The sequence below is a fragment of the Candidatus Dadabacteria bacterium genome, from assembly GCA_009840385.1.
In the GTDB taxonomy this organism is placed as follows: Bacteria; Desulfobacterota_D; UBA1144; order Nemesobacterales; family Nemesobacteraceae; genus Nemesobacter; species Nemesobacter australis.
Genome location: VXNX01000009.1, coordinates 20,841 through 35,590, shown reverse-complemented (window position 1 = coordinate 35,590; position 14,750 = coordinate 20,841). Strand labels below are relative to the sequence as shown.

17 protein-coding genes are annotated in these 14,750 nt (G+C 48.4%); 10 read left to right on the top strand and 7 right to left on the bottom strand.

The genetic code is table 11. From position 1 onward, the window contains the following. Positions 1–35 precede the first annotated feature (35 nt). The gene (locus F4X55_03345) at positions 36–959 is read right to left on the bottom strand and encodes an MBL fold metallo-hydrolase (GenBank protein MYC40032.1); all 924 of its coding nucleotides are present in this window, start codon (positions 957–959) and stop codon (positions 36–38) included. Between the two features lie 50 nt (positions 960–1,009). On the opposite strand from F4X55_03345, the gene F4X55_03340 reads away from it, so the two are divergent. Together F4X55_03340 and F4X55_03335 are read left to right on the top strand one after the other, a co-directional pair. Further along, on the top strand, positions 1,010–2,245 hold the full coding sequence (locus tag F4X55_03340; protein MYC40031.1) for a threonine synthase: 1,236 nt from the start codon (positions 1,010–1,012) through the stop codon (positions 2,243–2,245). A 75-nt stretch (positions 2,246–2,320) separates the two neighbouring features. Further along, complete coding sequence (locus F4X55_03335; protein ID MYC40030.1) at positions 2,321–2,593, top strand: MoaD/ThiS family protein; 273 nt, start codon at positions 2,321–2,323, stop codon at positions 2,591–2,593. A 50-nt stretch (positions 2,594–2,643) separates the two neighbouring features. Here the strand turns inward: F4X55_03335 and dnaJ are convergent, their stop codons facing one another. The 3 genes from dnaJ to hrcA are packed head-to-tail and all read right to left on the bottom strand — an operon-like array spanning position 2,644 to position 5,387. Then, positions 2,644–3,723, bottom strand: coding sequence for a molecular chaperone DnaJ (dnaJ, locus tag F4X55_03330; GenBank protein ID MYC40029.1), 1,080 nt, complete (start codon positions 3,721–3,723; stop codon positions 2,644–2,646). 27 nt (positions 3,724–3,750) lie between these two features. Beyond that, the gene (grpE, locus tag F4X55_03325; protein ID MYC40028.1) at positions 3,751–4,353 is read right to left on the bottom strand and encodes a nucleotide exchange factor GrpE; all 603 of its coding nucleotides are present in this window, start codon (positions 4,351–4,353) and stop codon (positions 3,751–3,753) included. Further along, entirely contained in the window at positions 4,350–5,387 is a 1,038-nt protein-coding gene (hrcA, locus tag F4X55_03320) for a heat-inducible transcription repressor HrcA (protein ID MYC40027.1), read from the bottom strand. Before hrcA ends, grpE begins: the two co-directional genes overlap by 4 nt. A gap of 177 nt (positions 5,388–5,564) precedes the next feature. On the opposite strand from hrcA, the gene F4X55_03315 reads away from it, so the two are divergent. The 4 genes from F4X55_03315 (at position 5,565) to F4X55_03300 (ending at position 8,870) form a co-directional block, all read left to right on the top strand. After that, positions 5,565–6,284 (top strand): hypothetical protein, encoded by a 720-nt coding sequence (locus F4X55_03315; GenBank protein ID MYC40026.1) that lies wholly within the window; start codon positions 5,565–5,567, stop codon positions 6,282–6,284. Between the two features lie 101 nt (positions 6,285–6,385). Next, complete coding sequence (gene lpdA, locus F4X55_03310) at positions 6,386–7,816, top strand: dihydrolipoyl dehydrogenase (GenBank protein ID MYC40025.1); 1,431 nt, start codon at positions 6,386–6,388, stop codon at positions 7,814–7,816. Between the two features lie 27 nt (positions 7,817–7,843). Beyond that, complete coding sequence (lipB, locus tag F4X55_03305; GenBank protein MYC40024.1) at positions 7,844–8,521, top strand: lipoyl(octanoyl) transferase LipB; 678 nt, start codon at positions 7,844–7,846, stop codon at positions 8,519–8,521. A gap of 31 nt (positions 8,522–8,552) precedes the next feature. Beyond that, positions 8,553–8,870 carry a tetratricopeptide repeat protein gene (locus tag F4X55_03300; GenBank protein MYC40023.1) on the top strand — a complete coding sequence of 106 codons (318 nt, stop codon included), beginning with the start codon at positions 8,553–8,555 and terminating at the stop codon, positions 8,868–8,870. A gap of 5 nt (positions 8,871–8,875) precedes the next feature. On the opposite strand, the gene F4X55_03295 is transcribed toward F4X55_03300, so the two are convergent. Next, positions 8,876–9,310: an EamA family transporter gene (locus F4X55_03295; protein MYC40022.1), complete on the bottom strand. Its 435-nt coding sequence runs from the start codon at positions 9,308–9,310 to the stop codon at positions 8,876–8,878. A 139-nt stretch (positions 9,311–9,449) separates the two neighbouring features. Here F4X55_03295 and F4X55_03290 point away from each other — a divergent pair, with 139 nt between their 5' ends. The 3 genes from F4X55_03290 (at position 9,450) to F4X55_03280 (ending at position 11,210) form a co-directional block, all read left to right on the top strand. Beyond that, positions 9,450–9,719: a hypothetical protein gene (locus tag F4X55_03290; GenBank protein ID MYC40021.1), complete on the top strand. Its 270-nt coding sequence runs from the start codon at positions 9,450–9,452 to the stop codon at positions 9,717–9,719. Between the two features lie 94 nt (positions 9,720–9,813). Further along, positions 9,814–10,194, top strand: coding sequence for a response regulator (locus F4X55_03285; protein ID MYC40020.1), 381 nt, complete (start codon positions 9,814–9,816; stop codon positions 10,192–10,194). Positions 10,195–10,289: 95 nt separating this feature from the next. Next, the gene (locus F4X55_03280) at positions 10,290–11,210 is read left to right on the top strand and encodes a branched-chain amino acid transaminase (protein MYC40019.1); all 921 of its coding nucleotides are present in this window, start codon (positions 10,290–10,292) and stop codon (positions 11,208–11,210) included. A 47-nt stretch (positions 11,211–11,257) separates the two neighbouring features. Here F4X55_03280 and F4X55_03275 read toward each other — a convergent pair whose 3' ends face one another. Further along, entirely contained in the window at positions 11,258–11,878 is a 621-nt protein-coding gene (locus F4X55_03275; GenBank protein MYC40018.1) for a glutathione S-transferase family protein, read from the bottom strand. An 85-nt stretch (positions 11,879–11,963) separates the two neighbouring features. Beyond that, complete coding sequence (locus F4X55_03270) at positions 11,964–13,433, bottom strand: leucyl aminopeptidase (GenBank protein ID MYC40017.1); 1,470 nt, start codon at positions 13,431–13,433, stop codon at positions 11,964–11,966. 166 nt (positions 13,434–13,599) lie between these two features. Here F4X55_03270 and F4X55_03265 point away from each other — a divergent pair, with 166 nt between their 5' ends. Further along, positions 13,600–14,748, top strand: a complete 1,149-nt coding sequence (locus F4X55_03265) for a M20/M25/M40 family metallo-hydrolase (protein ID MYC40016.1) — start codon at positions 13,600–13,602, stop codon at positions 14,746–14,748. Positions 14,749–14,750 lie beyond the last annotated feature (2 nt).

Sequence of the window (14,750 nt, the reverse complement as noted above, 5' to 3'; positions counted from 1 at the left end):
ACGCCGCTTCACGGAAACAAGGAAAGACACGGAGTTTACCATTTATCTCTGAGTTTTCTTAATTTTATGAAAACCGCCATCGGATCATTCTCCAAAGACGGGTCTTTCTCCCTGAGCGTGTCAATAAGGAGAGGGTCGCTTGTCCTCATAAACGGGTTATAGGTTCTTTCCTCCCCCAGTGTTGAACGGGGAAACCTGTCCTCGGAGACTTCCCGCAGCTTTTTCTTTGCATCTTCGTTATCCGGGGTAAGTCCAAGAGCAAACCTAAGGTTGGTTTCCGCATAGTCGTGGCCGCAGAACATCCTGAGCCTGTTGGGAAGATGGGAAAGCTTAGAGGCGAAGGTCTCATAGAGGTCCTCGACTTTTCCCCTGAATTTTACGTTTCCGCACCCCGAGACAAACACCGTATCACCGAGGAAAATGTTATCCCCGATTATAAAGGAGACGTGTTCCGGGCAGTGTCCGGGAGTATGGATTACCTCAAGCCGCTGTTTTCCGAAGTCTATTTCGTCTCCCTCTTCTATGCCCTCGCTTCTAGGAGCGACATAGTCAAGAGCCGTTTTGTGAATAAGTATCTTCGAGGAGAGAAAAACCTTCGTTATGGGGTTGTTTCCGGAAATATGGTCGGGGTGCGCGTGGGTATTTAGGACGTATCTAACCCTGTAATCCCTCTTCCTTATGATTTTCAAAAGAGCGACCGGGTCGAGCGGGTCTATAACTACGCACTCCCCCGTTTCCTCGCACGCCACTAGGTAATTGTAGTTGCTGTCGCTCTCGCCGACCTTGAAGCCGTGTATTGAGAATCCGTTCTCGTTAAGTACGCTCATCCGCGCCTCCTTTTTGCGTGAAAGTGTACCTGAAAGCCCTATTGCGGATAAAAACCGCAGAACCGCGCTATCGGCAAGCCGGGCAGAACCTATCCGACGCCCGCGGTGTAAGTCACGGAATTTCTTTGACATCAAAAGCCGTTAGGGTAGTTTTTACTCCCGATTGACCTTTTGGAGGCGCCATGGGCTTCGTAGAATCTCTTAAATGCAAGGAATGCGCTGAACTTTATCCCAAGGAACCGAAATACGTCTGTGAGACGTGCTTTGGTCCTCTTGAAGCCGTCTACAACTACGACGAGATAAAAAAGCATATCTCAAGAGAAAAAATAGCTTCCCGTCCGCAGAACATATGGAGATACAAAGAGCTCCTTCCAATCGACTCAGAACCCACCTTGGGAACCCAGGTGGGATACACCCCGCTTGTGCGGGCAAGAAACCTTGCAGAGGAGCTCGGGGTTTCGGAAATCTATGTGAAAAACGACGCGGTCTGCTATCCCACCCTTTCTTTTAAGGACAGAGTAGTATCCGTAGCGCTCTCAAAAGCAAGAGAGTTCGGGTTTGATACGACCGGCTGCGCATCCACGGGAAACCTGGCAAACTCCGTATCAGCGATTTCCGCTTCCGGGAATCTGAAAAGCATCATACTTATTCCCTACGACCTTGAACAGTCGAAAATACTCAACACGATAGTCTACGGAGCGAATCTCATAGGCGTAAAAGGCGGTTACGACGAGGTAAACAAGCTCTGCAGTGAAATTGCCAGTAAATACAACTGGGCCTTTGTGAACATAAACATGAGACCTTACTACTCCGAAGGTTCCAAGTCATACGCATTTGAGGTAATGGAGCAACTTGGATGGAAAGCCCCTAAGCACATAGTGGTTCCCATGGCAAGCGGTTCTCTTCTCACCAAGGTCTGGAAAGCCATAAAGGAATTCGAGCTGCTCGGAATCGTTGAGCCTCAGGGTTCAAAAATATACGGTGCTCAGGCAACAGGATGTTCACCCATATCAACCGCGTTTAAAAATGACTGGGAGATGTTCAAGCCGGTGAAACCGGACACTATAGCGAAATCCCTTGCCATCGGCACTCCGGCCGACGGCTACTACGCAATGAACATAATAAGGGAGAGCGGCGGAGCGGCGGAGGACGTAAGCGACGCAGAGATAGTGGACGCGATAGAGCTTCTCGCGAGAACCGAAGGCATCTATACCGAAACCGCGGGCGGAGTAACACTCGGAGTAACGAAAAAGCTTATAGACCAAGAAAAAATTCCCCGCGACGAACCCATCGTGGTATCAATAACGGGAAACGGCCTCAAGACCCAGGACGCTGTTGAGGGAAGACTGGGAGAACCCAATGTGATAGGTCCTACTCTTGAAGATTTTGAAGAGCTTTACAACAGTAAAAAACTGTAGTGTTACGTGTTATAGTGATTAGTATCCGGGTGGAAACAAAATTCGAATAAATCAAGGAAAAAACGGGAGAAAAACATGGTATCGGTAAGAATTCCAACCCCTCTTAGAAAACTCTCGGGAGACAGAGACGAGCTTGCCATAGAAGCATCCACGGTATCCGCTCTCATAGAAGAACTTGAGAGCGAGTGCCCGGGTATAAAAAACAGACTCTGCGATGAGAATGGAAACGTAAGAAGATTCATAAATCTCTACGTGAACAATGAGGATATAAGGTTTCTTGAGGGAGCAGACACTAAACTTAGCGACGGAGATGTCGTATCAATTATTCCGGCGATAGCCGGAGGATGAGTCGTAAGTATACGGCAAGAGTTTTAAAGAAACTAGAGAATACTTCAGGTTTAGTGGATTAATTCTTTTATTTTATTAAAGTATTTTTCAATCAAAGGTTCTTTCTTTCCGTTGTAGCTTCCGGCAAACTCCATTAAAGCTTCCTTCTGTTTTTTGGTAAGTTTTTGAGGTATTACCACTTTTACCACGACGTACTGATCACCAAGATTTCCAGATTCTACATTGACAAGCCCCTTTCCTCTGAGCCTGAAGGTCTGCTCCGGCTGAGTTCCGGCTGGAATTTTCATTTTTGTCGTGCCCTTTAGAATCGGAACATCTATCTCATCTCCAAGAGCCGCCTGAGTAAAGCTTATCGGGAATTCACACACTATGTCGTTTCCATCACGTCTGAAAATGGGGTGTTCCCTCACTCCCACCTGTATGTACAAATCTCCCGGAGGGCCTCCCTGTGCTCCAGGTTCCCCCTCTCCCCTTATCACAAGCCTCATTCCGCTGGAAATGCCGGCGGGGATATTGACCGTTACAGCCTTTTCGGTGTACGAAAGTCCGGAACCCCTGCAGTTCTTGCAGGGATTCGTTATGATTTTTCCGCTTCCTCCGCAGGAAGGACACCCTTGGCTTATTGAAAAGGGGCCCTGAGAAAAAGCAACTGATCCCCTGCCTCCGCAACGGTCGCAAATCGATTCTCCTCCCACCGCGGCTCCGGAACCGGAGCAATCGTCGCAGAGCTTTCTTTTTCTGACTTTTATCTCTTTCTGCGTTCCAAACGCAGCTTCGTCAAAATCCACTTCAAGGTCATACTGCAGGTTCGTCCCCTGGCGCGCTCTGCGCCTTCCCATTCCTCCCGCGAAAACGTCATCGAAAAGATCTCCGAAAAGATCACTGAACCCGGAGAAACCGCCCATGCCGTCGCCCGACATATGGCCGAAACTGTCATAACGAGCCCTTTTATCCCTGTCGTTAAGTACTTGGTATGCCTCGTTTATTTCCTTGAACTTCTCTTCGGCATTCTTATCCCCGGGATTGCGGTCTGGGTGGTACTTGAAAGCAAGATCCTTGTAGGAACTCTTTATATCTTCCGGGGAAGCGTTTTTTTCAACACCAAGTATTTCGTAGTAATCTTTAGGCATTTCAGGATTGGGGGATGGGGTTTCTCGTCAGTCTTTTTCTTCAGAATCTTCCTCAGAGGTTTTTTCAGGACCCTGAGACACGGATACCATTGAGGGCCTCAGCAACCTTCCGTTAAGAAGATAACCTTTCTGGACTTCCGAGATTATAAGCCCGCTTTCGTAAGCCTCCGAGTGCTCCTTATAAACAGCTTCGTGGTAACTGGGATCGAAACTTGTTCCTTCACTTGAGTCTATCGCGGTAACGCCAAAGTTCCCGAGACTCGTAAGAAATTGCGAGTGAACAAGCTTTATTCCATCAAGGAAAGCTACGAAATCAGTTTTTTCACCCAGCGATTCTTCAGAAAGTTCAATAGCTCTTTCAATGTTGTCAAGAACGAAAAGCAGTTCCTTTAACCTCTGCGCGTTTCCGAAATCACGTATTTCCTGCTTTTCCCTGGCAAGTCTCTTTTTATAGTTATCAAAGTCGGCTGAAAGCCTTAGATATTTCTCCCTCAAGGCTTCAAGCTCGGCGGAAACATCTTCTTCCGTCTCTTCCTCTTGCACCTCAGCACCGGAGAGTTCAGACTCTTCTGAATCTTCCGCGCTGTTTTTCTTGTTTTCTTCAATGTCCGCGGCTGTGTTCTCACTCATTCCGTAATTTCTCCGTCGTTAACCCTTTTTGTGACCATTTTCGCCGTGTAGTTCACAAGCGGGATGATTTTTGAATAGTTCATTCGCGTGGGGCCGAACACACCCAGGCTTCCATAGCTGTTCCCCTTGTAATAAGGCGCCGCAACGAGGCTGAAGCCGCGAGGCATTCCTTTTTCTGAACCTATAAAGACCTTTGAGCGGCCATCTTTTATAACCGACCTCAGAAGGCTGGAGAGAAATTCCTGGTCCTCAAGTATCTCGATTATAGTCTTATAGAGACTGGAATCTCCAAAACTCAGAGACTCAATAACCGAGGCCTTTCCTTCTACGAATATCCCCGCCTTCCTTTCTTTCTCAAAGAGTTCACTGCTTATCCTGAGCACCTTCTCAAGAATTTCGCTGTATTCGGTGGTGGTTCTCTTTATTTTCTCGAGCACCACCTTGCGTACCTGCTCAATTGTAAGGCCCAGAATCAGCCGATTGAGGTAGCCCCCTATCCTCTCGACCTGGGAATCCCGAATGGGTTTGGCAAGCCTGATATAGGTTTTTTCCGTAAGCCCGCCCTCAAACACCAAGACCATAAGACATTCCTTCTCCCCCATCTTCAGAAGTTTCGCAGACTTAACTTTGAGGGTGTTTCTCTGGGGAAGCATCGCCAAGCCCGCAAGTTTTGTAAAGTCGGAAAGTATTGAACTCGTGGCGCTTACCACGTGATCAAGCGTACCGTCAATTTCTTCATATTTGTTCTCAAGGAACTGTAGGCCGAAATCCTGTGAGTTTTCCACCCGGAGAATGTTTTCTACGTAATAATTTATTCCTTTCTCCGTGGGAAATCTACCCGAAGAAATATGACTCTGGGTGAGAAAACCCGCTTCCATGAGCGAATTAAGCTCCTGGCGGACTGTGGCCGGAGACCATTTTATACCGTATTTAGATATAAGGGTCGAAGAACCGATGGGGTTTCCGGTCTCAATAAAATGATCCACTACACAGGCCAGAAAAGCCTTGTTTCTTGGAGAGATTGGCTGCGTCATCTATTTTTGAAATATAATTTCACCACGCTACGTTGTCAACGGAGATAGTCGCAATTACCTTTACCCCTGAATACGTTTCGGTGTACCCTGCGTTTCATGTTACAAAATTAAGGTATTGATTCGGTATTATTAAACTCAGGCTGCAAATTACTGAAAGAGGACGGAGCAATCTGTTAAATGGAAAACACCAAAAACTACGAAATTCACCGCGTTGCGGAAAGGGTAAGACATCTCAAGTTGCTTGATTCAGAATTTGAGATGGGAGAAGAATTCTATCCTGCGCATCTGTCTGTGGCTCTTATCGACGCGGTCTTTACCCCTCGAAGCCATTACGAGAATCATGTTCTACCGGTCATCCGGCGCTACTGCGAGCATTTCAACATAGAACGAATCCGATCGGGAAAAAACCGGGAACTTCTTCCGCCAACTCACAAGCAGGAAACGCTCAAAAAACTTGTCTCCCACTACAAAACCCATGGAAAAAAGCACATGCGAGAAGAAATATTCAGGGCTAGGTACCGATCACCTGGGACAAAGATTTTCAAGTCCGATAATGTTTGTCGCGCCGCGAAAGAACTGCTAAAAATCAAAATCAATAACCTGCAGGACGTCTCTTCGACTCAGCCGGACGAGATCAAGAAATCTCTTTGTTCGATAAAGGGAATCGGCGCAGCTACGGCTCACATGTTTCTTATGTACTGCGGCAGGGATGACTACGTAAAAGGAGATGTTCACGTCTGCGCTTTTGTCGCCGAAGCCCTGGGTACGGAAAAGGTTGGACCACGAGAGGCTGAACAGATTGTAATAGGAGCCGCCGGGGAGATTGACATCACTCCAAGGGCCCTTGACTACGCGATATGGAAATACGGGTCGAATTTCTCCGGAGCAGACTCATAACACCAGAACATTTCGCATCTTACAGGACTTTTTGTTCCGCCCCGCCAAACAGCTCCCGCCCGCTTTGACGACGGGCCAATTATAAATATACTTACCCGCAAATGGAAAAATTCGACCTCGCAGTTATAGGATCCGGTCCTGGGGGATACATATCGGCAATAAGGGCCGCGCAGATGGGCATGAAAGTTGCCGTCGTGGAACGGGACAAACCAGGTGGAGTATGCCTTAACTGGGGATGCATACCTTCAAAGGCAATTCTCAAATGCGCCGAGATGTACTCGCATTTTCTTGACTCGAAACGTTACGGAATCACTCACAAGGGGCTATCCTTTGACTACTCGGAAGTAATAAAAAATAGCAGGAAAGCCTCAGCCTCTCTCAACAGGGGCGTAGAGGGGCTTTTCAAGAAAAACAACATCACCCTTATAAGCGGTACCGGAAGGCTTACGTCAAAGCACGGAATCTCCATTATGGGGAAGAAACCTCAGGATATAGAGAGCGAGAGGATACTTCTTGCTACGGGTTCCGTCCCTAGAACGCTTCCCGGCCTTAAAATCGACGGGAAAGTGGTAATGACAAGTGACGAGGCGATAATGCATCCCGAGGTTCCCCGCTCCGTAGTAATAATAGGCGGGGGATACATAGGAATGGAGTTTGCCTATGTCTACAACTCTTTCGGCAGCAAGGTAACAATAGTGGAAATGGAAAAACAGGTCCTGCCGGGAGCTGACGAAGAAATAGCAAAAGAGGCGAAGAAGATTTTCACGAAGCAGGGAATGACTATTCTCAACGAGACTGTGTACAAATCGCTTAAGAAGACCTCAGGTTCCGCAACCGTAACGGTGGAGAGCACTGTTTCGGGTGAACAGACCGCCCTGAAGGCCGACATGGTGCTTGTGTCGGTTGGAAGAAGGGCTGTCGCAAACGCGGCGCCGACTTCTTTTGCCTTCTACGAGACGGGCGACAGCATGGGTCTTGAAGACGTGGGCGTTGAGCTTGATGAAAGAGGGTTCATAAAAACAGACGATGACTACATGACCACCTGCGCCAATATCTACGCGATCGGGGACGTAATCGGAGGTCCCATGCTCGCGCACAAGGCCTCTGAGGAAGGAGTCGTCGCGATTGAGCGGATGAAGGGAATGAACTCTAAAGTGCATTACAACTCGATTCCGGGCTGCGTTTACTGTCAGCCGGAAGTGGCCATGATCGGCCTTACGGAAAAACAGGCAGAAGACCAGGGTTATGATGTGGATATAGGAAAATTTCCTTTCAGGGCCGTTGGAAAGGCGGTGGCGGTCGGAGAAACGGACGGCTTTGTAAAAATGATTTTTGACTCGAGGACAAAGGAACTTCTCGGGAGCCACATAATAGGCCACGGAGCGACCGAGATGATCGCGGAAATCGGAGTGGCAAAAACCCTGGAGACAACTCCTTATGAGATAGCCACTACCCAGCACGCCCACCCCACTCTCTCCGAAGCCGTGATGGAAGCAGCCCTTGACGCGCTTGGAAGGGTAAGGAACTTCTGAGGTACGAGGTATCTTGCCACTGCCCCAATGAGTACCCTGGACATATACGAACTCGGGACGATCCCCTACGAGAAGGCGCTTGAGTACCAGGAAAACCTTCTCGCCAAAAGAATCACAGAAGAAATACCGGACTCTCTTATTCTGCTTGAGCACCCGCCGACTATCACCACCGGAAGGAAGGGAAACACGGGAAACCTGCTTGTAAGAAAGGAATATCTTGAAAAACACGGGATCTCCTTCGTACACGCGTCTAGGGGAGGAGACATAACCTTTCACGGTCCGGGACAGATCGTCGGCTATCCCATACTGAATCTCAAAAATCATGAGATGGACATCCGAAAGCACTTGCGAAGCATTGAGGAAGTAATCATCAGAACGCTCGGCGACTTCGAAATCGAGGGCAGAAGAATAGACGGGGTCACCGGAGTCTGGGTAAAAAGAAGCAAGATAGCCTCCATAGGAATAGCGATCAGAAAATGGGTGACCTACCATGGATTTGCCCTTAACGTCAGCACGAATCTTGATTATTTCGAGCTGATACTCTCCTGCGGAATAACGGATGTGAGAATAACGTCTATCGGAAGCTGGCTTGGAAATGAAGAGAGTATTGGAATGGACGAGGTCACACAGTCCGTAATAAAAAACTTCATGGGTGTCTTCGGTTTTGAAGACTTCACCCTGAAAGGCGAAAAAGAGATAAACTAGGGATTCTCGGAATCAGGGTCGGCAGTTAAAAATGTCAGAAGAAAGAATTCAGAAATTTAAGAAGTTACTTGAGAAAAACCCCGCAAACCCCCTTGTTCACTACAGTCTTGCAAATGAATATTTCAAGCTTAACCGCTACGAGGAAACCATAGAGACGATTAACGTCTACCTTCGTCTTAAAGACGACGAAGGAGCCGCTTACAGGATACTTGGCCATTGCTACACTGAGCTCGGAATGCAGGACAGTGCAAAGGATGCTTATGAAAAAGGTATTGAGGCGGCATCAAGACACGGACATCCGGACATGGCTGAGGAATTCCGTGATTACCTGGAATCTCTGGATATCTAGACACGTTACTTCGCAAGCAGGTTCCATTCAATAAGTATGGAACCGACTACGATAAAGGCGATTCCAGTAATCCTCATGGGCCCCGGGGCCTCTCCCAGAAAAAGATAAGCGTATATGGCCGTAAACATGGGAAAAGTGGCCACTATTGCGACAATTTTTGAGGTATCGGCCATCTGAAGAGCCGTGAAATAGAGAAAAAGACCGATCAATCCTCCGATCAGTCCCGACAGAAGTATCCAGAAAAGCGTCCTGCCGTCGACGTCAACGACCTGGGCGAACCTGCCCGTAGCCAGCACTAAGCCTACGAGACACAACGAGGTGAAAATAAACCTTATCGTGATTACCGAAAGCGGAGAGGCATCCTTCAGGCTCAGTTTTTCAAAAATCGGGTTAATTCCGAATATCATAGCCACAAGAAAAGCAATCAGAGTAGCTTTCATCTTATTCTCCTTACGGTTTTTTGATTCCTCTATTATAACTTACGCCATACGTATTCAGCCTTATTCGCGGTTCGTAGAATCAATAACATCTACAAAAACTGTTAAAATTTACTATATTCAGTTGCAGGGGGAAATTGATATGGCTAAGGAAACTGGGTCCAATCGTCGCAATACGGTCAGCATATCGGCGCAGATTCCCGTGGAACTCGGTGAAATGCTCAGCGAGATTTCGAGAGCAGAGAAAAGGCCAAAGAGTTATTACGTAAAAAAGGCCTTGGAGTCGTTTTTGATGAGCAAGCTTGAAGACATCGAAGACTATGAAGAAGCCGATAGGGTTTACAAGGAATTTATCGCTTCCGGAGAAAAGTCAATTCCTTTTTCCGAAATACAGAAGAAATACGACCTCTAGACTTATGTGGGAAGTGAAATTTACGGGTAAAGCCAATTACCGCCATAGATGACGCCGGACTGGAATCTGCCATTTCTATTTATTATTTCACGCAATGAGAACCTCGCGAAAAACAATTTGTGTAGTTGCTGACGACGTGTTTTTCTCGTCAAAGATTGAGAACACGGCCAAAGACCTTGATATCGGTGTGATAAAGGTAAAAAACCGCGAAGAGCTTCCAGACAAAATCGAGGGGAAAACCATTGACCTTGTGATTATCGATCTTGCCTCAAGAAAAATTGACGCCGAGAAGGTATTTACCAAGCTAAAGAACTCTAAAAAACACGGCAAAGTCTTCTGCATAGGATATCTGCCGCATGTGGAAAGGGAGCTTGCCGATAAATTCAAGGAAAAGGGAGTGGACCTTGTTATTCCAAGATCGAAGTTTTCACGGGAAATGAGCGCGATAATCAAAGAGAATCTGAAACAGCAGTAAGAGAGATACCCGGTCCTCGATTAAGCTTGACAATGAAAAGGGGAATAATAATAATGTTTGCGAACTTTTCTTTCCCTGAATCGTGGTAACAGATTATGTCAGACGACCAATCCAGAATTTGGTTTAACGGAAAAACAGTGCCTTGGGACGAGGCGAACGTGCACGTCCTTACCCACACCCTCCACTACGGCCTCGGCGCCTTTGAAGGCGTAAGAGCTTATAAATGCTCTAACGGAAAGTCGGCCATCTTAAAGCTCACCGAACACATGGAGAGGCTTTACACTTCGGCGCATGTGGCCGGCATAGAGATTCCATATAAAATGCAGACCCTCTGCGACGCGATAATGGACCTTCTGCGTGAAAACGGACTTGATGAAGCTTACATCAGGCCAATAGCTTTCATCGGACCGGGGAAAAAAGGGATACTTCCCGGAGATAACGCCGTAAACGTGGCGATAGCCGTATGGCCGTGGGGGACATATCTGGGTGACGACGCGATTGCCAACGGAATCAGGGTAAAGATATCCTCCTATACGAGAATGCACGTTAACTCGTTTATGACCAAGGCCAAGATATGCGGAAACTACGTAAACTCGGTAATGGCCCGCCAGGAGGCGGCCGACCTCGGTTTTGATGAGGCAATACTGCTCGATTCGGAAGGTTACGTGGCCGAAGGAAGCGGGGAGAATATCTTCATCGTGAGAAACGGTATTCTCAAGACTCCTCCTCTAACTTCCATACTGGAAGGAATAACCAGAAAGTGCGTTCTGGACCTCGCCGCCGCCGAAGGCATCGTGGTAAAAGAGCAGCGTTTCACAAGGGACGAGCTTTATATCGCGGATGAAGCCTTTTTCACCGGTACAGCCGCTGAAGTTACGCCTATCAGGGAAGTTGACGGCAAAAAAATAGGTTCGGGAAAACCTGGAGAAATAACAAAGAAACTCCAGAAAAGATATTTTGCCGTAATAAAAGGCGAGGACGAGAAATTCAGCCACTGGCTTGACTACATTCCCTGAACCGCTTCCCCCATTTTTAACTCAATAGTAATGCGCCCGAAGCTTCTTCAAAGAACTTCATTGTTTGTCTCGCCCATGGCTACAAATCCGGGAACATTCTCAACTCGCTTAATCCAAGCCCGGATTGCAGGATATTCATCTAAAGCAAACCCACCTTCCTCAGCAACATGAGTGTACGCATAGAGCGCAATATCGGCAATTGAGAAAGTCTCGGCAACCAGAAAGATATGAGAAGCAAGATGTTTTTCCATAAGCGCCAGCGCGGCTTCGCCGGGCGCCTTCTTGGCTTCTAACGCAGCTAAAACGTCGCCTGTAAGCTCACGATGCTGGAGCAGAAAACGTGAAGTAGCGATATTTGGCTCATGGCTGTATTGCTCCCAGAACAACCATTGCAGAACCTGGGCTCGCTTGAAGGCCTCAGACGGCAAATAGTCGGTTCCTTCGGCAAAATGAAACAAGATCGCGTTTGATTCCGAGAGCACAGAACCATCTTCAAGCACCAGGGTCGGGATCTTTCCATTCGGGTTGATCGCCAGGAATTCCGGGGTTCGGGTTTCGCCATTCAAGATGTCTAGATTGACTACTTGAAAAGCCTTGCCGGTGAGCCAGAGGATCAGCCGGACCTTGTAGCCGTTGCCGGAAATCGGGTCATCGTAAAGTGTCAACATAGGTCTTCTTCAGTACATCCAAAGTGTAGGGGGATATGCTAGCAGAGCAGATCGTCGGGCACAAGAAGCAACCAGCAGAAAAAACCTACCTGTTCATCAGGTAGTTAACCATGGTTCTCACGCCAAACCCACTCGCCCCGTACTGATACCAGTCAGAAGATTTTTCCACGTACGAGGGGCCGGCTATATCTATATGAACCCACGGAACATCCGAAACGAAGTTCTCGAGGAAAAGCGCCGCGGTTATCGCCCCGCCCCACCTGCTCCCGACATTCTTAACGTCGGCCACTCGACTTCTTATTTCCTCTCTTAACTCCGCATCAAGGGGAAGTTCCCACATTTTCTCCCCGACATCGCGCGAGGAATTCAGAATCGACTTCACAAGATTCGCGTTATTACCCATAACCCCGGCGTTGTGAAGGCCGAGCCCGACTATGCAGGCGCCGGTAAGGGTAGCGAGATCCACTATCTCGGAAACTCCAAGGCGGACAGCGTAGCTGAGCGCATCGGAAAGCGCCACCCTGCCCTCGGCGTCGGTGTTTATGATTTCTATCGTTTTGCCGTTAAGGGCCGTCACCACGTCGTCCGGCTTGTAGGCCGACGCGCCGGTCATGTTTTCGGTGGCCGGGACAAGGCCGTGAACGTTGATGCTGGGAGTCAGTTCTCCCAGTGCCTTCATGGTGCCCAGTACGACCGCGGCACCGGACATGTCCATTTTCATAGTTCTCATGCTGTCTGCAGGCTTAAGGCACAGTCCTCCCGAATCAAAAGTTATACCCTTGCCGACAATAGCGACTTTCTTGCGAGACCTTACCGGAGGCGAGTAGGTAAGATGGATGAACCTCGGGGGCTCACTGCTTCCAAAAGAAACCGCGGAGAGTCCTCCCATCCCCATCTCCCTTATCTCTTCCTTGCCGAGAACCTTGCAGCTGAGGTGCTCTGACTCTTCGGAAATCGAAAGTGCGTGCTCAGCCAGGATTGAGGGCGTAAGCATATTCGGAGGATCATTCACAAGGTCTCTTGAAAAAGCCACGCTCTTTGAAACGGCGCTTGCGTGTGCGGCTTCTGTGCTGAAATAATCGGCCGAGATTCTCCTTGACGCCACACATACTTTTTCTATGCGATTTCTCTTTCTTCCCGAGGATTTAAGCTTTCCGTATTCATACGTGCCGCAGGCCATGCCCTCGAGAAAAACTTTAAGAAAGCCTCTGTCCACGTTGGAAAAATCAACTGAAACCGTGCGGGAGCGCTGGCCGGTTCTCGCGACTGCGATATTTGCGGCGCGAAAAGCCTCAAGTGACCCGAGATTTTCTCTTTTGCCAAGGCCAAGGAGAACAACCGTTTTCGTGTTGAAATCGCCCGGGGTATCAACAAGAATCGTTTTTCCGAAACCGCCCTTAAAATCGGACAGCTTCACTTTGCCTGAAAGAAACCCTCCGAGTTTACTGTCAATTTTCCTGGCAGCGGCAGGAAGCCTCTGCCCTTCATAGCATAGAAAAACGATTGAATCCGACTCAACGTCGGCAACATCACCCTTTATCAGAAAAAAATCCATTTTTTCACCATTTATCCAGATTTAAGAACACGGCCGAGATACCGATATTTTAATAGAGAAGTAATTCTACACTACCAACACCCGGTAAAACAAAAAGAATCTTTTAATACGGGGGTTTTTCAAATATCCTTTAACCGTCTAATCCAGCTAAAAAGAGAAAACCACCATGATCCAAGAAGAAAGAATGACCCGTCATCTGATGGACATCATACGTATAGACAGTCCATCAAGAAAGGAAAAGGATGTAGCCTTGAGGCTCGAGGAAGAAATGAAGGACCTGGGGGCTGACTGCTTCTACGACGACGCGGGAGACAAGGTCGGGGGAAACATCGGCAACCTGATAGTCAAGCTTCCCGGAACAAAGAAGGATGCGCCGCCCTTTTTCCTCTGCTCTCACATGGACACGGTAAGCCCCGGAGAGGGGATAAAACCGAGCGTTGAGGACGGCGTTATGAGAAGCGACGGTACGACGATACTGGGAAGCGACGATAAAAGCGGCGTGTCAATAATAGTCGAGGTGCTAAGAGCCCTAAGGGAAAACGATATTCCCTGCGGGGATATAGAGGTCGCGTTTACCATCTGCGAGGAAGTCGGCCTCCTCGGAGCGAAGTTCCTTGACTCTTCGAACTTCAACAGTTCCTACGGAATAGTCCTTGACAGCAGCACCCCGCAGAGACTTGTCCTCAGGTGTCCCTGCTCCGACATCATGGATGTAAAGATACACGGCGTTGAGGCCCATTCGGGACTCTGTCCCGAGAACGGAATAAGCGCGGTAGAGATCCTAAGCGACGCCGTCTCGAAAATGAAGCTCGGAAGAATAGACCATGAAACAACTGCGAACATAGGAAAGGTAAAGGGAGGATCCGCGACGAACATAGTCCCGGGCCTGGTTGAGATAAAGGCTGAGGCTCGAAGCCACGACGAAGGGAAACTTGACGCGCAGATAAAACACATGCGCGACTGCTTTCTCGAAGCAACAGAAAGCAGGGAACTCCTCCTCGACGGAGAAAGAGTCGGCGCGCGCGCAGAGATCGAAATAGAACGCGTGTATCCCGTAATGAACGTCTCCCCGGAGGCAATTGTGACGGAACTGGTACTCCAGGCCGCCGCAAACCTGGACCACGACATAGAACTTCACACAAGCGGCGGAGGATGCGACGCGAATTTCATAAACGAAAAAGGAATCGAGTGCGTAAACCTGGGAACAGGAATGTATGAGCTTCACACGGTAAACGAGTATCTCCTGCTCGATGAATTCCGCAGGTCAGCGGAGATAGTCCTTGAAACCATAAAGCTGCACTCGGAAAAAAACTAAGC

What these genes read in the sequence shown, in the direction of transcription:
- F4X55_03270 (MYC40017.1), bottom strand. Translation starts at nt 13,433, where the DNA reads ATGGATTTTTTTCTGATAAAGGGTGATGTTGCCGACGTTGAGTCGGAT.
- grpE (MYC40028.1), bottom strand. Translation starts at nt 4,353, where the DNA reads ATGAGTGAGAACACAGCCGCGGACATTGAAGAAAACAAGAAAAACAGC.
- lipB (MYC40024.1), top strand. Translation starts at nt 7,844, where the DNA reads ATGAGTACCCTGGACATATACGAACTCGGGACGATCCCCTACGAGAAG.
- F4X55_03290 (MYC40021.1), top strand. Translation starts at nt 9,450, where the DNA reads ATGGCTAAGGAAACTGGGTCCAATCGTCGCAATACGGTCAGCATATCG.
- F4X55_03335 (MYC40030.1), top strand. Translation starts at nt 2,321, where the DNA reads ATGGTATCGGTAAGAATTCCAACCCCTCTTAGAAAACTCTCGGGAGAC.
- F4X55_03300 (MYC40023.1), top strand. Translation starts at nt 8,553, where the DNA reads ATGTCAGAAGAAAGAATTCAGAAATTTAAGAAGTTACTTGAGAAAAAC.
- F4X55_03295 (MYC40022.1), bottom strand. Translation starts at nt 9,310, where the DNA reads ATGAAAGCTACTCTGATTGCTTTTCTTGTGGCTATGATATTCGGAATT.
- F4X55_03280 (MYC40019.1), top strand. Translation starts at nt 10,290, where the DNA reads ATGTCAGACGACCAATCCAGAATTTGGTTTAACGGAAAAACAGTGCCT.
- hrcA (MYC40027.1), bottom strand. Translation starts at nt 5,387, where the DNA reads ATGACGCAGCCAATCTCTCCAAGAAACAAGGCTTTTCTGGCCTGTGTA.
- F4X55_03275 (MYC40018.1), bottom strand. Translation starts at nt 11,878, where the DNA reads ATGTTGACACTTTACGATGACCCGATTTCCGGCAACGGCTACAAGGTC.
- dnaJ (MYC40029.1), bottom strand. Translation starts at nt 3,723, where the DNA reads ATGCCTAAAGATTACTACGAAATACTTGGTGTTGAAAAAAACGCTTCC.
- F4X55_03265 (MYC40016.1), top strand. Translation starts at nt 13,600, where the DNA reads ATGATCCAAGAAGAAAGAATGACCCGTCATCTGATGGACATCATACGT.
- F4X55_03345 (MYC40032.1), bottom strand. Translation starts at nt 959, where the DNA reads ATGTCAAAGAAATTCCGTGACTTACACCGCGGGCGTCGGATAGGTTCT.
- F4X55_03285 (MYC40020.1), top strand. Translation starts at nt 9,814, where the DNA reads ATGAGAACCTCGCGAAAAACAATTTGTGTAGTTGCTGACGACGTGTTT.
- lpdA (MYC40025.1), top strand. Translation starts at nt 6,386, where the DNA reads ATGGAAAAATTCGACCTCGCAGTTATAGGATCCGGTCCTGGGGGATAC.
- F4X55_03315 (MYC40026.1), top strand. Translation starts at nt 5,565, where the DNA reads ATGGAAAACACCAAAAACTACGAAATTCACCGCGTTGCGGAAAGGGTA.
- F4X55_03340 (MYC40031.1), top strand. Translation starts at nt 1,010, where the DNA reads ATGGGCTTCGTAGAATCTCTTAAATGCAAGGAATGCGCTGAACTTTAT.